Here is a 20,589-nt window from a genome sequence, read left to right as displayed (position 1 = left end):
GTTTGCTGTGAGAACCAGGTCTCACGTAAGATTATTAATTTAAAAATTCAAAGACTCCTGCTGCTCCCTGACCTGTACCAACACACATGGTTACCATACAATGTTTGTTTTTCAATTCACGCTTACGCATTTCATCAAAGATCTGAACAGAAAGTTTAGCTCCTGTACAACCAAGCGGGTGACCCATAGAGATTGCGCCACCATTTGGATTTACTTTATCCTTATCCAGTCCTAGTTCTCTTATCACGGCTAAAGATTGAGAAGCGAATGCCTCATTCAATTCTATTAGCTCCATATCTTCCTTCTTAAGTCCGGCTTGTTTTAGAGCTTTTGGAATTGCATGAACTGGCCCGATACCCATAATTCTTGGTTCTACACCAACTGCAGAGTAACTTACCATTCTTGCAATAGGCTCAAGATTTAACTCCTTAACCATATCTTCGCTCATCACCATAACAAAAGCAGCACCGTCACTCATTTGTGAAGAGTTACCGGCCGTTACACTTCCGCCTTCAGCGAATACTGGCCTTAGTTTATTCAGAACCTCAATAGAAGTATCTTTTCTTGGACCTTCGTCCTTATTTACAGTATAGGATTTTGTTTGCTTTTTACCATTTTCATCAACATAAGTTTCGTCGATGGTAATTGGAACGATCTGATCCTGAAAACGATCTTCCGCCTGGGCTTTGATCGCTTTCTGATGAGAATTGTAAGCAAATTCGTCCTGATCTTCTCGGGAAACTTTGTATTTATTAGCAACTGCTTCTGCAGTTAATCCCATTCCCCAGTAATAATCTTCATGACCTTCTTTAGCCAGCTTGTAATCTGGCACCGGTTTGTAACCTCCCATTGGGATGTAACTCATACTCTCAGCTCCACCTGCGATGACACAATCGGCCATACCGCTTTGAATTTTAGCAGTAGCGATGGAGATTGTTTCCAATCCTGAAGCACAGTATCTGTTCACGGTCATGCCTGGAACATCTTCGATCTTCAATCCCATTAAGGAAATCAATCTACCAACGTTCAATCCCTGTTCTGCTTCGGGCATCGCGTTTCCAACCATTACGTCATCAATTCGCGTTTTATCGAAATCAGGTAATTTATCCATCATATACTGGATGGTTTCCGCAGCCAGTTCATCAGGTCTTTTGAAGCGGAATACACCTCTTGGAGCCTTTCCTACTGCGGTTCTATATGCTTTAACTATATATGCTGTTTTCATTTTTTGTAATTTTTGATTTTTAGAACTTTAAACTACTCTTAGTTTCTAAGCGGTTTTCCTTTTTTCAGCATGTGCTGTAAACGCTCCAGAGTTTTTCTCTCTCCTGTTAGCGATAGGAAAGCTTCTCGTTCCAGTTCTAATAAATACTGCTCGCTTACCAATTGGTTTTCTGAAAGATCACCACCAGCCATTACATAGGCCAGTTTGTTCGCGATCTTCTTATCGTGTTCACTGATATATTTCCCGGCAGCCATCTGGTCTGTTCCTACAAGGAATGCCCCTAATGCCTGTTTACCAAGTACTTTAATATCTGTACGTTCAATTGGTTTTGTATATCCGTTTTCAGCCATTAGCAACGCATGTTTCTTAGCGATCGCTAATTGTCTGTCTGGATTTACAACCACTATATCTTTCCCTTTTTGAAGAATATTCAGGTCATAAGCTTCATAAGCTGAAGTTGAAACCTTCGCCATTCCAATAGTAAGGAAGTGTTCTCTCAATCGGTTTAACTCTACATCATCTTTCTGGAAAGTATCGGCAGCTCTAACGGTCATTTCTTTAGTTCCACCGCCACCAGGAATGACACCAACACCAAATTCAACTAATCCGATGTAGGTTTCTGCAGCGGCAACTACCTTATCAGCGTGAAGTGACATTTCACATCCACCACCAAGCGTCATCGCATGAGGAGCGGCAACCGTTGGAATAGAGGAGTAGCGCATTCTCATCATAGTATCCTGGAAATATTTGATCGCCATGTTCAGCTCTTCATATTCCTGCTCAACTGCCATCATGAAGATCATTCCGATGTTCGCACCCACAGAAAAGTTTTTACCATTATTCGCAACAACCAGTCCCTGGTAATCTTTTTCGGCCATATCTATAGCCTTATTGATTCCGTCAAGAACATCGCCACCAATAGCATTCATTTTACTTCTGAATTCAACATTCAGAATTCCGTCGCCAAGATCTTCAACTACAACTCCGCTATTCTTGAATACTTCTTTAGACTCCCTAATATTGTCAAGAATGATGAATGCATCCTGACCAGGAACTTTAGTTTGCTTTTTATCGTCAATATTGTAATAGTAGGTGTTTCCTTCTTTTACAGTATAGAAACTATCGTTTCCGCTTTCCAGCATTTCGTTCACCCATGCTGCAGGTTCATAACCTTCAGCTTTCATCATTTCAATACCTTTTTGAACACCAATCGCATCCCAGATTTGGAATGGACCATGTTCCCAACCGAATCCTGCTTTCATGGCATCATCGATCTTATAAAGCTCATCTGAAATTTCAGGAATTCTATTAGAAACATAAGCGAAGAGAGCAGAGAAACTCTTTCTATAGAAATCCCCGGCTTTATCTTTTCCTTTTACCAGTACTTCAAAACGATCTTCTACATTATCGATGGTTTTAGTCATCTCAAGCGTAGCGAAAGAAGCACTTTTTCTATCGCGATATTCCATCGTATTCAAATCAAGAGATTTGATCTCGCTGGAACCATCGTCTTTTTTAATTTTTTTATAGAAGCCCTGTCCGGTCTTACTACCTAACCATTTATTTTCCATCATGGTATTGATGAAATCTGGTAGTTTGAACAGGTCATGTTGTTCATCATTTGGAACATTCTCATGCAATCCGTTAGCCACATGTACTAAAGTATCAAGACCCACCACATCTACCGTTCTAAAGGTTGCAGATTTTTGGCGACCTATTACCGGACCGGTTAATTTATCAACCTCTTCAATAGTCATTCCCATATCTTTTACCGTATGGAAAAGACTCATGATTGAGAAAATACCAATTCGGTTACCAATAAATGCAGGAGTATCTTTGGCAAGAACAGATTTCTTTCCTAGAAATTTTTCGCCGTACATCTCAAGAAAATCAAGAACTTCAGGTGAAGTTTCCTTTCCTGGAATGATCTCAAATAATCTTAAATATCTTGGAGGATTAAAGAAGTGTGTTCCGCAGAAATGTTTTTTAAAATCATCACTTCTACCATCGGTCATGAAATTAATAGGAATACCTGAAGTATTGGAAGTAATCAGAGTTCCCGGTTTTCTATGCTTTTCAAGGTTCTCAAAAACCTGTTTTTTAATATCCAGACGCTCAACAACAACCTCAATGATCCAGTCTACTTCTGAAACTTTTTCGATGTCATCTTCCAAGTTCCCGGTAGAAATTCTATTTACAAAGTCTTTGTGGTAAATAGGTGAGGGCTTCGACTTAACAGACTCCTGAAGAGAATCGTTTACAATCCTGTTACGAACCACTTCATCTTCCAGGCTCAGGCCTTTTTTCTTTTCTTTTTCATTCAGTTCACGAGGAACAATGTCCAGAAGCAACACTTCCACGCCAATATTGGCAAAATGGCAAGCGATACCGCTACCCATAATTCCGGATCCGATCACTGCTACTTTATTAATCCTTCTTTTCATTTCTTGGTTTTTAATGTTTTATCTGATACTAATTTCTTCGGTATATATTTTCTTTTCACTTATGAGGTCTAGAATAGTATTTGCTACCTCTATAAATGTTTTTAGGTCTTTATCTGAAACATTTTCCTTTACGGCTTCATCAAACCTGAGAACTACTCTTTTTGAATAATCTCGCATTTCCTTTCCAAAATCTGTTAGATGAATTAAAACACTTCTTCCATCATTCGGATTTTTCTTTCTTACGATGAGACCTTTTTCTTCCATTGTCTTTAAAATCCTTGAAAGACTGGTAGCTTCCATGCCCATTTTCGGGCCAAGTGAGGTAGATGGGGTTCCTTCTTCTGGATCTATGCTTAAAAGAGCAAAACCCGTTGCCATGGTGCTGCCTGCTTTTCCAGCTTCCTCATTATACATTTTGGAAACTGCCATCCAGGTGGCACGCAATACATAATCTATGGTTTTTTCTTTCATCTGGATTTTTGAATGAATCCAAAGTTAGGAAAAAATATTATGCATGCATAATAAAATAAGCTTAAAAATATTAATATCGTGAATTAATACCGTTAAAATTCTTAAAACAAAAAAGCCCCTCTGATTCTGAGGGGCTTTTTTTGTCATTTTCTTAATGCTTAATTAAAAGCGATTGTAAAGTTTCTCATAAAGATCCTTATATTTTTCTCTAATTATTCTCCTCTTTAGTTTCATAGTAGGAGTAAGATGTTCATCTTCCACCGTCCATGCTTCCGGAGTAAGTTCAAAAGTTTTCACTCTTTCCCACTTTCCGAATTTCTGATTATAGAAATCAACTTCTTCCTGAATTCTATCTCTTACCATACTGTTTCTGGCAATATCGGCCGGAGTTTTATCTCCAAGATCGATATTCTTTCTTGCTGCCCAGTCTGTAATAAATTCAAAATTTGGTTGGATTAGCGCTGCAGGCATTTTTTCACCATCTCCAACTACCATGATCTGCTCGATAAAGCGGGATTGTTTCATGGTATTTTCAATTAACTGCGGCGCAACATATTTTCCACCTGAAGTCTTGAACATTTCTTTCTTCCTGTCAGTAATCTTCAGGAATCCGTCCTTATCGATCTCCCCAATGTCACCAGTATGGAAAAATCCATTTTCAATAACTTCATTTGTTTTTTCCTGGTCTTTGTAGTAACCCTTCATAATATTAGGACCTTTTGCCAGGATCTCTCCATCTTCAGCAATCTTTACTTCTACGTTGTCCAATACTTTTCCAACGGTTCCAATTCTAAAACCATGATTACGCTCGTCATTTACGGCGATCACTGGAGAAGTCTCGGTTAAACCGTAACCTTCCATTACCGGAATTTCTGCTGCGGCAAAAACCCTTGCAAGTCTTGGCTGAAGAGCGGCACTTCCGGAAACTATAAGATCAATATTTCCGCCTAAACCTTCTTTCCATTTCGAGAAGATCAGTTTACGAGCTAATTTAAGCTTAGTTTCGTACCACCAGCCATTAGCACCATAGGGTTCATATTCAAGACCTAACTCAACTGCCCAGTAAAATAATTTTTGTTTTATTCCGCCAAGCGCTGTTCCTTTTGCGATAATCTTATCGTAAACTTTTTCCAATAATCTTGGAACTGCTGTGATCACGTGAGGTTTAACTTCTTTCAAGTTATCACTGATCATTTCTATGGATTCAGCAAAATAAATGGAAACAGAATAATACTGATATAGATACAGTATCATTCTTTCGAAAATATGACAAACTGGTAAGAAGCTCAAGGCTTTATATGTGCCAATTTCAAATGGTACACGTGGTGCACTTCCTAAAACGTTGCTTACGATGTTTTCATGTGAAAGCATCACTCCCTTAGGTCTACCGGTTGTACCAGAAGTATATATTAAAGTAGCAAGATCGTCTGTCTTTACAGCTTTTTTCAGTTTTTCAACTTCATCCTGATTCCCTTTGTCTTCACCGCTTTCAAGTATTTCTTTCCAGTTCTTGCATCCGGTGATCTCATCAAAACTATATACATCTTTAAGTTGAGTAGTTCCTTTGATTCGATTTACTTTATCCAGAACTTCCTGATCTGAAACAAAGCAATAAGTCGCTCCACTATGATTAAGAACATATTCGTAATCATCTTCAGAAATAGTAGGATATATTGGTACGTTTTGAGCACCTAATTGCAGAATTCCAATATCCATAACATTCCATTCAGTTCTATTGGTAGTAGAAATGACTGCAATTTTATCGTTAGGCTTAACGCCTAATCTTAGAAGTCCGCGGCTTACCGTGTTCGCTTTATCAATATATTCCTGTGTAGAAAGTGTTTCCCATTTGCCATTGTACTTGGTGGCCAAAGCTTCCTGTAACGGATGGTTTTCAAGTTGGTGATATGGGAAGTCAAAGAGTCGTTTTATTTCATTCATGAAATTGAACAATTTTAGATATGCCTTGCAAAATAGCAAAAAAGAGGGCTACATCAAATTGATAATTCAAAAAAGAAGGGATGTTTTTAGCATCCCTTCAAAATAATTCATAAAAAACTTTGCTTACTGCTTCTTTTCCAGCCATTTTCTGGCATTTACAAATCCTTCATGCCATGGAGAAACTTTGTCTTTTCTGTTTTTAGGATAATGTGCCCAGTTCCACTGAAAAGTAGAACGTTCCAGGTGAGGCATCATTACCAGATGTCTACCTGTTTCATCGGTTAGTACCGCAGTATTGTAATGAGATCCGTTTGGATTCGCGGGGTAGCCTTCATAACCGTATTTACCCACAATGTTATATTTTTCTTCCTCATACGGGAAACTGAATTTACCCTCACCATGCGCTGCCCAGATCCCTAATTTTGAACCTGCCAGTGTAGAAAGCATTACAGAATTATTTTCCTGAATTTCTACGGAAGTAAAATTACATTCGAATTTATGAGATTCATTATGGAGCATTTTTGGCTTTTGATCGTGGTCAGGATTTATAAGTCCCAGTTCAATAAATAGCTGGCAACCGTTACAAACTCCAAGGGATAGAGTATCCTTTCTGGCAAAGAACTTATCCAAGGCTTCCTTAGCTTTTTCATTATATAAAAATGCTCCGGCCCAACCTTTGGCACTTCCCAGAACATCTGAATTCGAGAATCCTCCAACGGCAGCAATAAATTGAATATCTTCAAGAGTTTCACGACCCGTTATTAAATCGGTCATATGAACATCTTTTACATCAAAACCTGCTAAATACATGGCCCTTGCCATTTCGCGTTCAGAATTTGAACCCTTTTCGCGAATAATTGCAGCTTTGATTCTAGGCTTATCTGAATTTAATACAGGTAATTCTCCGGTAAAATGTTCAGGAAACTTAAACTGAAGCGGCTGCTCCTTGTAGTTATGGAATCTTTCAGTAGCCTTGTCAATTCCACTTTGTTTCTCATCTAAAAGGAAAGAAGTCCTGTACCAGGTATCTCTCAATTCTGAAATATTAAAACTAAGGTCTGCTCCTGAATTCTGAATTCTTAATTCATTGGATTTTGAAACCTTTCCGATATTGAAAAATTCAATTCCTTTCTCACTCAAAATTTCTTCTACTGAATTGTCCTTTGCCTGGAATACAATTCCGCAGTTTTCATTAAATAATAGCTTAACGATATCTTTTTCCCCAAGAGTTGAAAGATTTAGATCTGCGCCAAGATCTACATCGGCAAAACACATTTCTAGTAAGGTTGTGATCAAACCTCCGGAAGCCACATCATGCCCTGCAAGGATAAGGTCCTTTTTTATCAATTCCTGAATTGCATTGAAAGCATCAGCAAACTTCTTATCATTTTTAATTGTTGGGACTTCATTTCCAACTTTATTAAGAATCTGAGCGAATGAAGAACCTCCAAGTTTAAAGGAATCCTGAGATAAGTTTATATAATAAATGTTACCACCGTCCTGCTGAAGAACTGGCTCCACAATTTTAGTAATGTCATTACAGTGTCCGGCGGCAGAAATAATTACGGTACCAGGAGAAATAACCTGTTTATCCTTGTATTTCTGCTTCATTGAAAGAGAATCCTTTCCGGTAGGCACATTGATGCCCAGAGAAATTGCAAAATTTGATACTCCTTCTACAGCCTCATAAAGCCTGGCATCTTCACCTTCATTATTACAGGGCCACATCCAGTTGGCAGAAAGAGAAATAGATTTCAACCCTTTTTCCAGCGGAGCCCAGACAATGTTGGAAAGTGACTCTGCGATGGAATTCTTTGAGCCGGCCACAGGATCTACAAGTGCAGAAATAGGGGAGTGGCCAATTGAAGTCGCAACCCCTTCCTTACCATTATAATCCAGTGCCATTACACCACAGTTGTTAAGTGGTAATTGTAGTGGACCTGCAGTTTGTTGTTTGGCGACTCTTCCGGAAACACAACGGTCTACCTTATTAGTCAACCAGTCTTTACAAGCAACGGCTTCCAGTTGTAGAACCTGGTTTAGATATTCATGAATTTTAGAAGTTTCATAATTTATTTTATCATAATTTCTCTTTACCGACTTATCATTCATGATCGTTTTTGGAGAGCTCCCGAACATATCTGAAAGCTCAAGATCCATCGGTTTTTCACCAGATTTTTCTCCTTGAAATGTAAAGCGATGATCCCCGGTTACATTTCCAACTTCATACATTGGAGAGCGTTCCCTGTCTGCAACTCTTTTCAGCTGAGCGATTTCTGCTTCTCCAATTACCAATCCCATTCTTTCCTGAGATTCGTTACCAATGATTTCTTTAGCAGAAAGAGTAGGATCACCTACAGGAAGTGCATCCAAATCAATCTTTCCACCTTTTTCTTCTACAAGTTCACTTAGACAATTTAAATGTCCGCCAGCTCCATGATCATGAATGGAAACGATTGGGTTATCATCACTTTCAACCATTCCACGAACTGCATTGGCTGCCCTTTTTTGCATTTCGGGGTTAGATCGCTGTATGGCATTTAATTCAATACCACTACTAAATTCACCAGTGTCTGCGGAAGATACGGCAGCACCACCCATACCAATCCGGTAATTTTCACCACCAAGAACAACGATTTTATCTCCTTTTTTCGGAACATCTTTCAAAGCCTGGTTTTCTTTTCCATAACCTATTCCCCCGGCAAGCATGATCACTTTATCATAACCGAGCTCTCGTTCATGCTCAGAATGTTCGAAAGTAAGTACAGAACCGGAAATCAATGGCTGACCAAATTTGTTTCCGAAGTCTGAAGCTCCATTGGAAGCTTTTATTAAAATATCCATAGGAGTCTGGTATAACCAGTCTCTTTTTTTCATTCCGTTCTCCCATTTTCTGTCTTTTTCCAGTCGGGAATAGGAAGTCATATATACAGCAGTTCCTGCAAGCGGCAAAGAACCTTTTCCACCGGCAAGCCTGTCTCTAATTTCACCACCACTTCCTGTAGCTGCTCCATTGAATGGCTCTACCGTAGTAGGAAAATTATGAGTTTCTGCTTTTAGAGATATTACAGAATCGAAATCTTTTACCTGGTAATATTCAGGAATATCAGCAGCTTTTGGAGCGAATTGCTCTACACGCGGTCCTTTTACGAAAGCAACGTTGTCTTTATAAGCTGAGACAATATTATTTGGATTTTCTTCAGAAGTTTTCCTGATCAATTTGAATAATGATAACGGTTTTTCCTCACCATCAATTACAAAGGTTCCATTGAAGATCTTATGTCTGCAGTGCTCAGAATTTACCTGAGAAAATCCGAAGACCTCAGAATCAGTTAATTTTCTACCCAATTTATCTGCAAGACCTTCAAGATATTTTACTTCCTCTTCATTCAATGCCAAACCTTCTTTCTGATTGAAAGCCTCGATATCTTCAACATCAATGATCGGCGCGGGGTTAATATGAATATCAAAAATATCCTGGTCCAGACCTTTATATTTTTGAGAAAGCATTGGATCAAAATCATGAAAATGTTCATCTACTCTCAGAAATTCTTCAATTCTAATAAGGCCGTGAATTCCCATATTTTGGGTGATTTCCACAGCATTGGTACTCCAGGGAGTGATCATGGCGGCACGTGGACCAACAAAAAAATCTGCCAGTGCAGATTTATTTATTTGTTGAGTATTTCCGAAAAGCCAGTTTAGTTTTGAAATTTCCTGGGCTGAAAGTTCTGAGTGTGTTTCCACAGCAAAAACCTTGGTAGTTTGGTTTCCGAAGAAAAGGATCATTTAAGTTGTGTTTGTTGTTGTTTTAAAGGCACAAATTTACTTTTTTAATGCTAATACATAAAATTAATGCTTAGAATAATTCTCTTAGTTTTAACAACTAAACACGCAACGCTTATAAATATCTACCATCTGAATTACATAAAACTAATTTTATGAAATTTCTAAAATTTGCTATTCTGGTTCTCGCTTTTAGCCAGGTCTCATGTTCTAAAAGTGATACTGTAAGTAATTCAAAAAATATAATCGACTATAGGGTAGATCATTTTAAAACTACAGCAGTTGGCTTTGATCTTCAGCTGGTTTACCGCATCCAGAAAGGTGATGATATCGGGTCTGAAAACTGGAGCAGGTCATTTGGGGGAGTAAGAGGTTTTGATTACGAACCGGGCTATATATATGATCTTAAAGTCGAAGAAATTGAAATAGATAACCCTCCAGCCGATGGATCCTCAATTATTTATGAGTTGGTTGAAGTGGTTTCTAAAACCAGGGTAAGTGAATCTACCAAATTTTCCATCCCGCTTATTTGGAATAGAAATATTGTATTTCTAACCGGAAATGAAACCGATGGTTTTATGATTCTGGATGAAATAGCAATTGATTGTGCAGATCTTTGTAGTAGTCTAAAAGATGTAATGAATATGGACGCCCTGGTATTAGCACAATTTAAACGTATTTCAAATTCTGAATATCAGCTGCTTGATTTAATGATTGAAAATTAAATATTCGGCTTGAAAGATTCTGAATTAAATATTTATGATTTTAAAATATAATCTGATTGATTAATTTCTTATCTTATGATTATCAATCAATTACATTATGTATTTCAAAATCTATCTTCTCGTTTTTGCGGGAATTCTGACTTCATTTTTCAGTATTTCCTGCAGTTTAAATGGTAATCCATCGGGTAAACCGGAAATTACAGAAGTTCGTATAAATCACTTCCGCCAGACGGCAATCGGTGAGGGGCCTTATCTTGTGTATTTGATGCAGGAAGATGGGAACATTGGTGGTGACCAATGGAACTATCTTTATGACGGTATTGAAGGATTTGACTTTCTACCAGGTTATATTTATGATCTGAGAGTGAAAAAGATCACAATAGAAAATCCGCCCGCAGATGGTTCTTCAATCAAATATATACTGGTAAACGTGAGAAATAAACGAAAGGTTCCTGAGAACGAGTTTTTTCAGGTAAATCTAAAATCCTTTGGTTATAATTTTGTTTGGGCCGATAGCCAGAATTTGTCTTTACTTGGTGAATATCCCATTGATTGCAACAACATTTGTGTTGATTTGACTGCTGCTTTGGAGGATCAAACCGATGTTACGGGTACTTTCATCCACGGTCCAAATCAAAGCCTGGTACTACAAAGTATTAACTGAACTATTCTAAAACAATTATGCCTTCTGGAGTAGCGCCATATAGAAGCCATCATAACCGCTTTCGCTGGAAAGAATTTTTTTCTCTTTCAAGAGCGTAAAATCTTTACCGATCTCAGTTTTCAGGAATTTCTGAACCTGTTTTTCATTTTCTGAAGGTAGTATAGAACAGGTAGCATAGACCAATTTCCCCCCGCTTTTTACGATCCTGGAATATTTTTCCAGAATTTCCAGCTGAGTATTTTTAATTTTTTCCAGGAAGTCTGGCTGAAGTTTCCATTTGGCATCAGGATTTCTGCTTAAAACACCCAATCCGCTGCAGGGAGCATCAATCAATACTCGATCTGCAGAATTATAAAGCTTCTTGATCACTTTCGTAGATTCAATGCTTCTGGTTTCCACGTTATGGGCACCGGCCCGTTTTGCGCGACGTTTTAATTCCTTTAGTTTATTTCCATAAATGTCCAGGGCAATGATCTGACCTTTATTTTCCATAAGAGCTGCCAGGTGTAATGTTTTTCCACCCGCGCCGGCACAGGTATCCACCACCCTCATTCCTGGCTGAACGTCTAGCAGTTCAGCTACTCTTTGTGAGCTCGCATCCTGAACTTCAAATAAACCATCCTGAAAAGCCTTGGTCTTAAAAATGTTTGCTCTTTCTTTCAATTCTAATGCTTCAGGATAATTGCGAATATTAGTAGTTTCTATACCTTCAGCACTTAATTTTTCAGCTAAATCTTTCGGAGTAGTCTTCAATCTGTTTGCTCTAATTACAACTGGAGCCTGTTCATTTAAAGCATGAAGTTCTTTGGTCCATACTTTATCACCTAATTCTGATTCTCCAAGTTCATCCATCCAGTCTGGAACAGATTCTCTGAATTTCCTAATTCGGCTAAGCTCATCAAATTTTCCTTTGATCCTTCGTACCGGGGTTCCTTCAAATTGAGGCCAGTCTGGAAGTTTAATTCCTCTTAGCACACACCAGACAGCAAAAATCCTGAAAAGATCTTCCCTTTTAAAAGGTTCTTTAACTTCTGCTATTTCAGCATAAAGCCTTTTCCATCTAACAATATCATAGGTAGTCTCGGCGATAAAGCTACGATCTCTTGAACCCCAACGTTTATCACGCTTCAGGGTTTTCTCAATTACCTTATCAGCATAATTTTTTTCATTAAAAATTTCAGCTAAAGCATCAACGGTGGCAAAAACCAGATTCCTGTGTAGGCGCATAAATATTCTTTAAAGGCGCAAAGTTACGGTTTTTTGAATGGGAAAAATTTATATTTGATTCAAATTCACGATATGAGAAAAATAAGTTTTTTACTGATTTTACTGGCTTTTGCCTGCAAGAACTCAAATAAAGAAAATGAATCTGAAATCAATTCTAATAAGCAGGTTAAAGAATATAAATCTGTAGAAACTGAGGTAATTATGCAGAATGATTCTCTAAGTGTTAGAGCGATTGAAGTAATTGGTGAAAATGTTGCATTTGCCGCAAATAATGGTGTATATGGGTTGTACAATTCTCAAAATGATACCTGGAAGACCAATGTTCAAAAATTAGACTCAATTACTCCTGAATACAGGGCTGTTGCCAGCACTGCAAGTGATTTTTTTATGGTTAGTGTAGCCAGCCCAGCGTTAGTTTATAAAACAGGTAATTCTGGAAATATGGAATTGGTTTATAAAGAAGATGATGAAAAAGCTTTTTATGATGCAATCGCTTTCTGGAATGATCAGGAAGGTATAGCCATGGGAGATCCAACAGATGGTTGTATTTCTATAATTGTCACCCGTAACGGTGGTAAAAGTTGGAATAAACTGGATTGTAGTGTTTTGCCAGAAGCAGCAGAAGGAGAGGCTGCCTTTGCTGCCAGTAATTCAAATATAGCCATAAAGGGAGATAAAACATGGATATTAACCGGGGGCGTAAAATCTAGAATCCTGTATTCTTCAGATAAGGGGGAAACCTGGGAAGTTTTTGATACTCCGCTCTTACAGGGAAAACCCACAACAGGTGGTTATAGTCTCGATTTTTATGATGAGAATCGAGGAATTATTGTTGGAGGCGATTATACTAATGCTGAAGGAAACAAAGGCAATAAGGCCATTACAGAAGATGGAGGTAAAACCTGGAAATTAGTAGCCGAAGGAAAAGATCCGGGATATAAAAGCAGCGTGAGATATATTCCAAATTCTGACGCACAGCAGATTCTTGCTACCGGATTTACCGGAATCCATTACAGTAAAAATGGAGGAGCCTCCTGGAATAAAATTTCTGATGAAGGATTTTATACTCTAAGATTTATAAATGATAGCACGGCGTACGCAGCAGGGAAGGGGCGTATCGCAAAATTGAGATTTCACTAGAAAGAAATAATCCGACAGATAAAAGAATCTGCCGGATTATAACTACTAACTAACCAAAAAACTAAACATGAATAGTACCACTACTCACTGCTATTCAAATCTTTACGCTCGCGTTTGGCGCGGTATTCCTTAATAAGCTTTTTATGAAATTCATCTTCCAGCTTATGTAATTTGATAATATCCTTTGCTGAAATAATTTGTTTTAAATCTTTAAAAAGCTGCTTCTTAATTTTATATTCTTCACTCTCAATGGTTAAATATTCATTGAGCAGCTCATTAGCCTTATCTTCATTTATGCACTCTACATTTTCAAGTTCTATATGCTCTCTAGCATGTAATTCTCTTCTTTTGGCTTCATATTCATTATAAATCGGCCAGAATTTTTCTGCTAACTTATCTGTTAAATTCAATTCCTGGGTTAAAAAGGCAACTTTTAGAGCCTTAATTCTAGCTCTCTGGGCATCGCGATCTTCCTCCTGCCCAATCATTTGGAAGCTGGAGAAAAGAACCATACATATCAATATAAATTTCTTCATAGTTTATTCTAAAATAAATGCCGGGTCCTCTATGTTTTCATCAATATAATCGAAAACAGCATCAGAATTTACCGAGTTGAAATCTGAATCATCAATAAGCTTACCATCTTCAAATACAAAATCTGAAACATCTGCGGAATTAAGCTCGATGATCCCCAGATCATAACCTTCATCTATATAACTTTCCATGGCCGAAACTTCTATGTCATCCCATCCTACGGGCTGAGTGGTGTCGGTTTGAAAAAAGTTGCCAAGCATTAAAATGAATATCGCAGCAACCGCAGCGGCATAGAATAGATATTCTTTTTTGAAAAGACTGATTACCTTAGGTTGATCATTGGTTTGAGCGATGATCTTTTCTTCCAGTCCCGCAAAATATTCATCAGGGATTTGAAATCCTGAATTTTTAACCCCAATTTCAGTAGACTCACTGTCTTCAAGGTTAAACATAAATCTATCTTCGAAATTCCTGAAATAATCTTCAGGTACTTCGAATCCAGATTTGTACGAATATTTTGACTTATTGCTCTTCATCAGTGTTATGACTCTGGTTTTTCTGAAAGGTTTAATTTGTTTTCAAATATTCTTCGATTTTTTTGGCAGCGATATGATAGGATGCTTTAAGCGCTCCTTCACTGGTATCCAGCAACTCAGACATTTCTCGATATTTTAATTCTTCAAAATACTTCATATTGAAAACAAGCTGTTGTTTTTCCGGAAGTGTGGCTATTGCTCTTTGAAGTTTTAACTGAATTTCATCACCTTCAAAGTAAACATCACTTTCCAGGTTATCAATGATCTGGTTTTGTAATTCTTCTGAAGTGATCTTTAAACGTCGAGACTTCTTGTTTAGGAAAGTAATACTTTCATTCGTGGCTATTCGGTACATCCAGCTATAAAGTTTACTGTCGCCCTTGAACTGATCAATATTTCGATAAACCTTTAAAAAAGTATTTTGTAGTACATCATCAGAATCATCATGATTCTTAACGATATTACGAATATGCCAGTAAAGTCTTTCTTTATATTGAGATATAAGTTCCCTGAAAGCTTCCTGTGAGGAAGACCTGTCCTGCAAGCGGCTAATCAATTTATCTTCGGAATTCTGCAAAACTGGTAAATTACTGCTGGTAAAGATATTGAACTATTCAGGCTTAGAAAAGTAAATATTACGTTTAAAATGTAGGAAAATAGTTTCAAATACTTCAGTATAGGTCGTCAAAATGCAAAAAAGTATGGTAAAAAGCGTTAAATTTTTGTGCAGCATGATCCTTTGATCTATCTTTAACCCAAGAAAATGATTTAATCCTTTTTTTGCCCCTTAAAAACAGAATTGAATCGCATTATTTCTATTTGCCCCAAAGTGGAAATAATTTGATAAAAATGGATGATATTAACCTATATCATCCATTTTTTATTTTTTTACATTTTTCATATTTTCGTATAAAATTTAAGCGAGATAATTATGAAATTCGTAAAAATACTTTCTCTAATTGCAATATGTGTATTCTCTAATTCAATAATTGCTCAAACCGGAGCAGAAATTGAAAAAGGCGAAATCCTTAAAATTGGTTCGTCTGAAAACTTTCAATATTCAGATATTAAGTTTCCGAGAGCTAATTTTATAGTAAAAAGTGGGGGAAGACCTGATTACAGTCGTTTACAGGGAGTAGAAGTGGTTGTATCCCAGGTTAAGAAAAAAGATAATTCTTCTACAGTCATTCTGAAAAGAAGCGATGGAAAAAAGTTTTTCGGAAGTTTTTCTGAAATAAAGGCAAATTATAAAGAAGCGATCGCTTCTGGAGAATTGCTGAAAAATTAAATAAAAAAGCCTGAAAACATTCAGGCTTTTTTTTATTCGAAAGATTGCATGGCAACCAATTTTTTGTAGGTACCGTCTTTTTCGATCAACTCCTGATGTTTACCTTGTTCAACGATTTCGCCTCGCTGCATAACCACGATCTTATCTGCATTTTGAATTGTAGATAGTCTATGGGCAATCACTACAGATGTCCTGTTTCGCATCATATTTTCCAGAGCTTTCTGAACAAGCTTTTCACTTTCAGTATCTAAGGCAGAAGTAGCTTCATCCAGGATCATAACAGGTGGATTTTTAAGGACTGCACGCGCAATTGATAACCGTTGTTTTTGACCACCACTAAGTTTGTTTCCGCTGTCACCAATGTTAGTATCCAGTTTTTCAGGCAGGTCCTTAACAAATTCCCAGGCATTCGCGACCTTTAAGGCCTCTATAATCTCTTCATCAGAGGCATTCTCTTTACCTAAAAGAATGTTATTTCTAATAGTGTCATTGAAAAGAATAGAATCCTGGGTTACCAATCCCATCAAATCGCGTAAAGACGCCTTGCGAATCTGCCTGATATCTTTGCCATCTACTTTTATACTTCCTTCATTTACATCGTAAAAGCGAGTGATAAGATTGGCAATTGTAGATTTACCTGACCCAGACTGGCCTACAAGGGCTACAGTTTGACCTTTAGGGACTTTGATGCTGAAATTCTTAAGCACTTTTTCATCGTCATAACTAAAGCTGATATTTTCAATACTTATTTCACTTTCAAATTCTTTTTTATCTATTGCCTCTGGAGCATCCGTAATGGTTGAAGGCGTTTCCAGAACCGCCAGAATTCTTTCGGCAGCGGCATTACCTTTTTTAACGCTGTAAGATGCTTTGGAAATCTGTTTTGCCGGTGTAAGGATATTATAGGCCAGCCCCAAAAATGCAATAAATGTTGCTGCATCCAGTGTACCTTCTACGAGTACCATATTACCACCAAACCATAGAATGATCACGATCACAAAAATTCCTAAAAACTCACTGGTTGGAGATGCCAGGTTCTGCCTGTTGATCAATTGGTTCAATATATTATTAAGTCGGTTCGTAGAATCTTGAAAGCGCTGGTAAAATCTTTTTTCTGCATTGAAACCCTTTACGATTTTCAAACTGGAGAGTGTTTCTTCCACGATACTTAGAAAATGACCATTTTCTTCCTGCGCTAAATTCGATTGTTTCTTCAACTGCTTTCCTATAAGCGATATTATGAAACCTGAAATAGGCAGGAAAATGAATACGAATAGCGTTAGTTGCGCGCTCATCACGAGCATGGCGATAATGGTAAAAAGAATGGTTAATGGTTCCCTTACAATCAGTTCCAGGATTGATAAAAATGAAGTTTGAACTTCATTTACATCAGCTGTGATTCGTGATATGGTGTCACCTTTTTTCTTTTCGGAGAAATATGATACCGGTAATTCCAATATCTTTTTATACATGGCGTCCCTAACATCCCTTAAAACACCGTTTCTCAAAAATGTAAGAAAGAAGGAACTTAGGTAGCCAAATAAGTTCTTGAGAAAAAATAGAAGAACAACAATACCGCAAATAAAGACCAGTGCAGCTACTTCATCTTCATTGACTCTCTGAGTGACCTCATAATTAAAATAATCGGTCATGTAATCTTTTAGGCCGCCAATTCCGTCCCAGACAGGTTGCTTTGAAACTCTCTTCGTCTTGTCAAATAATACCTGAATTACCGGAATTAACGCAATAAATGAAAGCGTACTGAAAACGGCATAAAAAATATTACAAATAATGTTCAGTATCGCAAAGTGCTTGTAGGGTTTTGCGAACTGGAGTATTTTCCTGAAATAGGTCATTTAAGATAAGTTAGCCCAGTTTTAATTCTTCCTTGATACGGGCAATTTTGTCACTTAATTTCTGATCTTCCGTTTTATAATTCTCAATCGAATCTAATTCAGAATTTACGCTGATATAAAATTTGATCTTAGGTTCTGTACCACTAGGTCGAGCTGCGATCTTCGTCCCATTTTCAGTATAATAAATAAGTACATTAGACTTAGGAATGTCTATAGTTTCTTCTGTTCGGTCCTGAATATTCTTAGCTATCGAAGTTTTGTAATCTTCTACCAGAACTACTTTTTCACCATCGATCTCTTCCCATGGATTTTCTCTAAGGTCAATAAGCATCTGTTTGATCTCTTGTTCACCCTGAATTCCTTTTTTCACTAATGAAATTAGTTCTTCTCGATATAAACCGTGTTCAGTGTATAATTCTAAAAGTTTTTCATAGAAAGATTTGCCTTCTTCTTTCATCTTTGCGGCGATCTCGCAGGCAAGCAGGGTAGCAGTAACGGCATCCTTGTCTCTCACAAAATCACTTACCATGTATCCAAAACTTTCTTCACCACCACCAATAAAGTCCATTTCAGGGTGGTCCTTAATAAGTTTTGCGATCCATTTAAATCCTGTTAAAACTTCCATATATCTTACACCGTAAGATTCTGTTAGATTTTTCATCATAGGAGTAGAAACAATGGTGGAAGCGACGAATTCTTTACCTTTAATTTTGGATTGTTTTTTCCATTCTTCCAATAGGAACCAGGTCATCACAATCATGGTTTGGTTTCCATTTAAAAGGACCATTTCGCCATTTAAGTTTCTAACTGCAATTCCAAGTCGGTCACAATCAGGATCAGTTCCAATAACTATATCCGCATTTTTATCCTCTGCCAGTTCCAAAGCCATTTTCAGAGCTTCTGGCTCTTCCGGATTAGGAGACTCCACTGTTGGGAAATTACCGTTAGGTTTTCTTTGCTCTTCAACAATATGAACGTTCGTAAATCCTGATTTTTCCAGTACTTCCGGAACCATAGTAATAGAAGTTCCGTGTAAAGACGTGAAAACTATATTTAGATTTTCCCTGGCTGATGCCGAATTATCAAAACTTCCATTTTTAACGGAAGCCTCGGCAAAAGATTTATCAACTTCAGTATCTATTTTTTCAATTAGATCTTGATTAGCATTGAAATTAATAGCCGAATATTCCAGCGCATTAATGGTTTCAACCAGCTCAGTATCCTGTGGTGGCACTAATTGACCACCATCTTCCCAATAAACTTTATAGCCATTATATTCTGGAGGGTTGTGACTTGCGGTAAGTACGATTCCACACTGGCAACCTAGTTCCTTAACTGCAAATGAAAGTTCTGGAGTAGGTCTTAATTCTGAAAACAAAAATACCTTGATCCCGTTCGCAGAAAATACATCTGCCACTACTTTTGCCAGTTCCTGGCTATTATTTCTACAATCATAAGCGATGGCAACCTTAATATCTTTACCTGGAAAGGATTTTTTCAGGTAATCTGAAAGTCCCTGGGTGTTTTTTCCTAAAGTATATTTATTGATACGATTCGTACCAACACCCATAACACCACGCATTCCACCGGTTCCGAATTCAGCATTTTTATAAAAACTTTCTTCCAGTTCTTTTGGATTTTCTTCAATAAGTCTGTTGATCTCAGATTTCGTGTCGTTATCAAAAATATCAGTAAGCCATGCTTCGGCTTTCTGAAGAATTTCAGGTTTAATAGTAGCCATAATTAGATTGTTTTGCTTAGCAAAAATAAGGATTAATCCTTGAAAGGGACTAAATATTAGAAGTGGTTTTCTTAATAAGGTATCGTTCCTTGTCTCTTTTGGACCTCAAAATCAATTCTCCTAAAAATCCAGCGAGAAAAAATTGAGTACCAATAATCATAACGGCAAGGGATATATAGAACCACGGATTTTGCACTACCAAAATATTAGGGATTCCATGGTAAAGCTTGTAAAGTTTTGATAAACCTATCCATCCAGCCGAAACGAACCCTATGATAAACATTAGAACTCCCAGAGAACCAAAAAGGTGCATAGGTCTTCTCCCAAATTTTGATAGAAACCAGATGCTTATGAGATCTAAAAATCCATAGATAAATCTGCTAATTCCAAATTTGGTTTTGCCATATTTCCTGGCTTGATGTTGGACTTCTTTTTCCGTGATATTATAGAAACCGGCATTTTTTGCTAATACCGGAATATATCTGTGCATCTCACCATACACATCAATATTTTTAATTACATCTTTTCTATATGCTTTAAGTCCGCAATTGAAATCGTGCAATTTTACTCCGGAAGTTTTTCTTGCAGCAGCATTAAAGACTTTAGACGGAAGATTTTTGGTCAAAACATTATCGTAACGTTTCTTTTTCCATCCGGAAACAAGATCGTTCCCTTCGTTGACGATCATATGGTAAAGTTCAGGAATCTCTTCCGGGTTATCCTGTAGATCGGCATCCATAGTAATTACCACATCTCCTTCAGCCTCAATAAAACCAGCATGTAGCGCCTGTGATTTTCCGTAGTTTCGATTGAATTGAATTCCTTTTATCCGATCATCATTTTTCGAAAGCGATTCAATAGTTTTCCAGGATCCATCTGTACTGCCATCATCAATAAATATGATCTCGTAAGAAAAGGAATTGGACCGCAATACTTTTGCGATCCAATTATATAATTCTATCAAAGATTGTTCTTCGTTAAGAAGTGGTATTACAACCGATATCTGCATAT

The 20,589-nt window shown here is 37.4% G+C and carries 16 protein-coding genes; 4 read left to right on the top strand and 12 right to left on the bottom strand.

Features of this window, described 5'->3' with window-relative positions; translation table 11 throughout:
• Nucleotides 1-34: 34 nt before the first annotated feature.
• The 5 genes from AC2S94_RS14145 to purL all read right to left on the bottom strand — a co-directional run bounded on the left by AC2S94_RS14145 (nucleotide 35) and on the right by purL (nucleotide 9,870).
• Nucleotides 35-1,225 (bottom strand): acetyl-CoA C-acyltransferase, encoded by a 1,191-nt coding sequence (locus tag AC2S94_RS14145; RefSeq protein ID WP_484629199.1) that lies wholly within the window; start codon nucleotides 1,223-1,225, stop codon nucleotides 35-37.
• Nucleotides 1,226-1,263: 38 nt separating this feature from the next.
• Nucleotides 1,264-3,669 carry a 3-hydroxyacyl-CoA dehydrogenase/enoyl-CoA hydratase family protein gene (locus AC2S94_RS14140; protein ID WP_484629198.1) on the bottom strand — a complete coding sequence of 802 codons (2,406 nt, stop codon included), beginning with the start codon at nucleotides 3,667-3,669 and terminating at the stop codon, nucleotides 1,264-1,266.
• An 18-nt stretch (nucleotides 3,670-3,687) separates the two neighbouring features.
• The gene (locus AC2S94_RS14135; protein ID WP_484629197.1) at nucleotides 3,688-4,140 is read right to left on the bottom strand and encodes a MarR family winged helix-turn-helix transcriptional regulator; all 453 of its coding nucleotides are present in this window, start codon (nucleotides 4,138-4,140) and stop codon (nucleotides 3,688-3,690) included.
• A gap of 162 nt (nucleotides 4,141-4,302) precedes the next feature.
• Entirely contained in the window at nucleotides 4,303-6,081 is a 1,779-nt protein-coding gene (locus AC2S94_RS14130; RefSeq protein ID WP_484629196.1) for an AMP-dependent synthetase/ligase, read from the bottom strand.
• Between the two features lie 123 nt (nucleotides 6,082-6,204).
• Nucleotides 6,205-9,870, bottom strand: coding sequence for a phosphoribosylformylglycinamidine synthase (gene purL, locus AC2S94_RS14125; RefSeq protein ID WP_484629195.1), 3,666 nt, complete (start codon nucleotides 9,868-9,870; stop codon nucleotides 6,205-6,207).
• 152 nt (nucleotides 9,871-10,022) lie between these two features.
• On the opposite strand from purL, the gene AC2S94_RS14120 reads away from it, so the two are divergent.
• Together AC2S94_RS14120 and AC2S94_RS14115 are read left to right on the top strand one after the other, a co-directional pair.
• Complete coding sequence (locus AC2S94_RS14120) at nucleotides 10,023-10,592, top strand: DUF4377 domain-containing protein (protein WP_484629194.1); 570 nt, start codon at nucleotides 10,023-10,025, stop codon at nucleotides 10,590-10,592.
• A 97-nt stretch (nucleotides 10,593-10,689) separates the two neighbouring features.
• Nucleotides 10,690-11,256: a DUF4377 domain-containing protein gene (locus AC2S94_RS14115; protein WP_484629193.1), complete on the top strand. Its 567-nt coding sequence runs from the start codon at nucleotides 10,690-10,692 to the stop codon at nucleotides 11,254-11,256.
• A gap of 15 nt (nucleotides 11,257-11,271) precedes the next feature.
• On the opposite strand, the gene AC2S94_RS14110 is transcribed toward AC2S94_RS14115, so the two are convergent.
• Nucleotides 11,272-12,483, bottom strand: a complete 1,212-nt coding sequence (locus AC2S94_RS14110) for an RsmB/NOP family class I SAM-dependent RNA methyltransferase (protein WP_484629192.1) — start codon at nucleotides 12,481-12,483, stop codon at nucleotides 11,272-11,274.
• Between the two features lie 72 nt (nucleotides 12,484-12,555).
• On the opposite strand from AC2S94_RS14110, the gene AC2S94_RS14105 reads away from it, so the two are divergent.
• Complete coding sequence (locus AC2S94_RS14105) at nucleotides 12,556-13,623, top strand: WD40/YVTN/BNR-like repeat-containing protein (RefSeq protein ID WP_484629191.1); 1,068 nt, start codon at nucleotides 12,556-12,558, stop codon at nucleotides 13,621-13,623.
• Nucleotides 13,624-13,703: 80 nt separating this feature from the next.
• Here the strand turns inward: AC2S94_RS14105 and AC2S94_RS14100 are convergent, their stop codons facing one another.
• The 3 genes from AC2S94_RS14100 to AC2S94_RS14090 are packed head-to-tail and all read right to left on the bottom strand — an operon-like array spanning nucleotide 13,704 to nucleotide 15,270.
• Complete coding sequence (locus tag AC2S94_RS14100; RefSeq protein WP_484629190.1) at nucleotides 13,704-14,159, bottom strand: hypothetical protein; 456 nt, start codon at nucleotides 14,157-14,159, stop codon at nucleotides 13,704-13,706.
• Between the two features lie 3 nt (nucleotides 14,160-14,162).
• Nucleotides 14,163-14,693, bottom strand: coding sequence for a hypothetical protein (locus tag AC2S94_RS14095; RefSeq protein ID WP_484629189.1), 531 nt, complete (start codon nucleotides 14,691-14,693; stop codon nucleotides 14,163-14,165).
• A 31-nt stretch (nucleotides 14,694-14,724) separates the two neighbouring features.
• On the bottom strand, nucleotides 14,725-15,270 hold the full coding sequence (locus AC2S94_RS14090) for an RNA polymerase sigma factor (protein ID WP_484629188.1): 546 nt from the start codon (nucleotides 15,268-15,270) through the stop codon (nucleotides 14,725-14,727).
• A gap of 354 nt (nucleotides 15,271-15,624) precedes the next feature.
• On the opposite strand from AC2S94_RS14090, the gene AC2S94_RS14085 reads away from it, so the two are divergent.
• On the top strand, nucleotides 15,625-15,981 hold the full coding sequence (locus AC2S94_RS14085) for a hypothetical protein (RefSeq protein ID WP_484629187.1): 357 nt from the start codon (nucleotides 15,625-15,627) through the stop codon (nucleotides 15,979-15,981).
• Between the two features lie 32 nt (nucleotides 15,982-16,013).
• On the opposite strand, the gene AC2S94_RS14080 is transcribed toward AC2S94_RS14085, so the two are convergent.
• From AC2S94_RS14080 to AC2S94_RS14070, 3 genes are read right to left on the bottom strand one after another with little or no spacing between them, the layout of a single operon-like run.
• On the bottom strand, nucleotides 16,014-17,837 hold the full coding sequence (locus AC2S94_RS14080) for an ABC transporter ATP-binding protein (RefSeq protein WP_484629186.1): 1,824 nt from the start codon (nucleotides 17,835-17,837) through the stop codon (nucleotides 16,014-16,016).
• A 10-nt stretch (nucleotides 17,838-17,847) separates the two neighbouring features.
• A complete protein-coding gene (locus tag AC2S94_RS14075; RefSeq protein ID WP_484629185.1) occupies nucleotides 17,848-19,578 on the bottom strand; it encodes a phospho-sugar mutase in 1,731 nt (576 codons plus the stop codon).
• Nucleotides 19,579-19,627: 49 nt separating this feature from the next.
• Nucleotides 19,628-20,587 (bottom strand): glycosyltransferase family 2 protein, encoded by a 960-nt coding sequence (locus AC2S94_RS14070; protein WP_484629184.1) that lies wholly within the window; start codon nucleotides 20,585-20,587, stop codon nucleotides 19,628-19,630.
• Between the last annotated feature and the right edge of the window lie 2 nt (nucleotides 20,588-20,589).

The organism is Christiangramia pacifica (assembly GCF_057221535.1).
Note: the sequence above shows the minus strand (reverse complement) of the source record. Positions and strands in the feature narration are given on the sequence as shown.

Coding starts and splice junctions, on each gene's coding strand:
- AC2S94_RS14145 (WP_484629199.1), bottom strand. CDS start 1,225: ATGAAAACAGCATATATAGTTAAAGCATATAGAACCGCAGTAGGAAAG.
- AC2S94_RS14140 (WP_484629198.1), bottom strand. CDS start 3,669: ATGAAAAGAAGGATTAATAAAGTAGCAGTGATCGGATCCGGAATTATG.
- AC2S94_RS14135 (WP_484629197.1), bottom strand. CDS start 4,140: ATGAAAGAAAAAACCATAGATTATGTATTGCGTGCCACCTGGATGGCA.
- AC2S94_RS14130 (WP_484629196.1), bottom strand. CDS start 6,081: ATGAATGAAATAAAACGACTCTTTGACTTCCCATATCACCAACTTGAA.
- purL (WP_484629195.1), bottom strand. CDS start 9,870: ATGATCCTTTTCTTCGGAAACCAAACTACCAAGGTTTTTGCTGTGGAA.
- AC2S94_RS14120 (WP_484629194.1), top strand. CDS start 10,023: ATGAAATTTCTAAAATTTGCTATTCTGGTTCTCGCTTTTAGCCAGGTC.
- AC2S94_RS14115 (WP_484629193.1), top strand. CDS start 10,690: ATGTATTTCAAAATCTATCTTCTCGTTTTTGCGGGAATTCTGACTTCA.
- AC2S94_RS14110 (WP_484629192.1), bottom strand. CDS start 12,483: ATGCGCCTACACAGGAATCTGGTTTTTGCCACCGTTGATGCTTTAGCT.
- AC2S94_RS14105 (WP_484629191.1), top strand. CDS start 12,556: ATGAGAAAAATAAGTTTTTTACTGATTTTACTGGCTTTTGCCTGCAAG.
- AC2S94_RS14100 (WP_484629190.1), bottom strand. CDS start 14,159: ATGAAGAAATTTATATTGATATGTATGGTTCTTTTCTCCAGCTTCCAA.
- AC2S94_RS14095 (WP_484629189.1), bottom strand. CDS start 14,693: ATGAAGAGCAATAAGTCAAAATATTCGTACAAATCTGGATTCGAAGTA.
- AC2S94_RS14085 (WP_484629187.1), top strand. CDS start 15,625: ATGAAATTCGTAAAAATACTTTCTCTAATTGCAATATGTGTATTCTCT.
- AC2S94_RS14080 (WP_484629186.1), bottom strand. CDS start 17,837: ATGACCTATTTCAGGAAAATACTCCAGTTCGCAAAACCCTACAAGCAC.
- AC2S94_RS14075 (WP_484629185.1), bottom strand. CDS start 19,578: ATGGCTACTATTAAACCTGAAATTCTTCAGAAAGCCGAAGCATGGCTT.
- AC2S94_RS14070 (WP_484629184.1), bottom strand. CDS start 20,587: ATGCAGATATCGGTTGTAATACCACTTCTTAACGAAGAACAATCTTTG.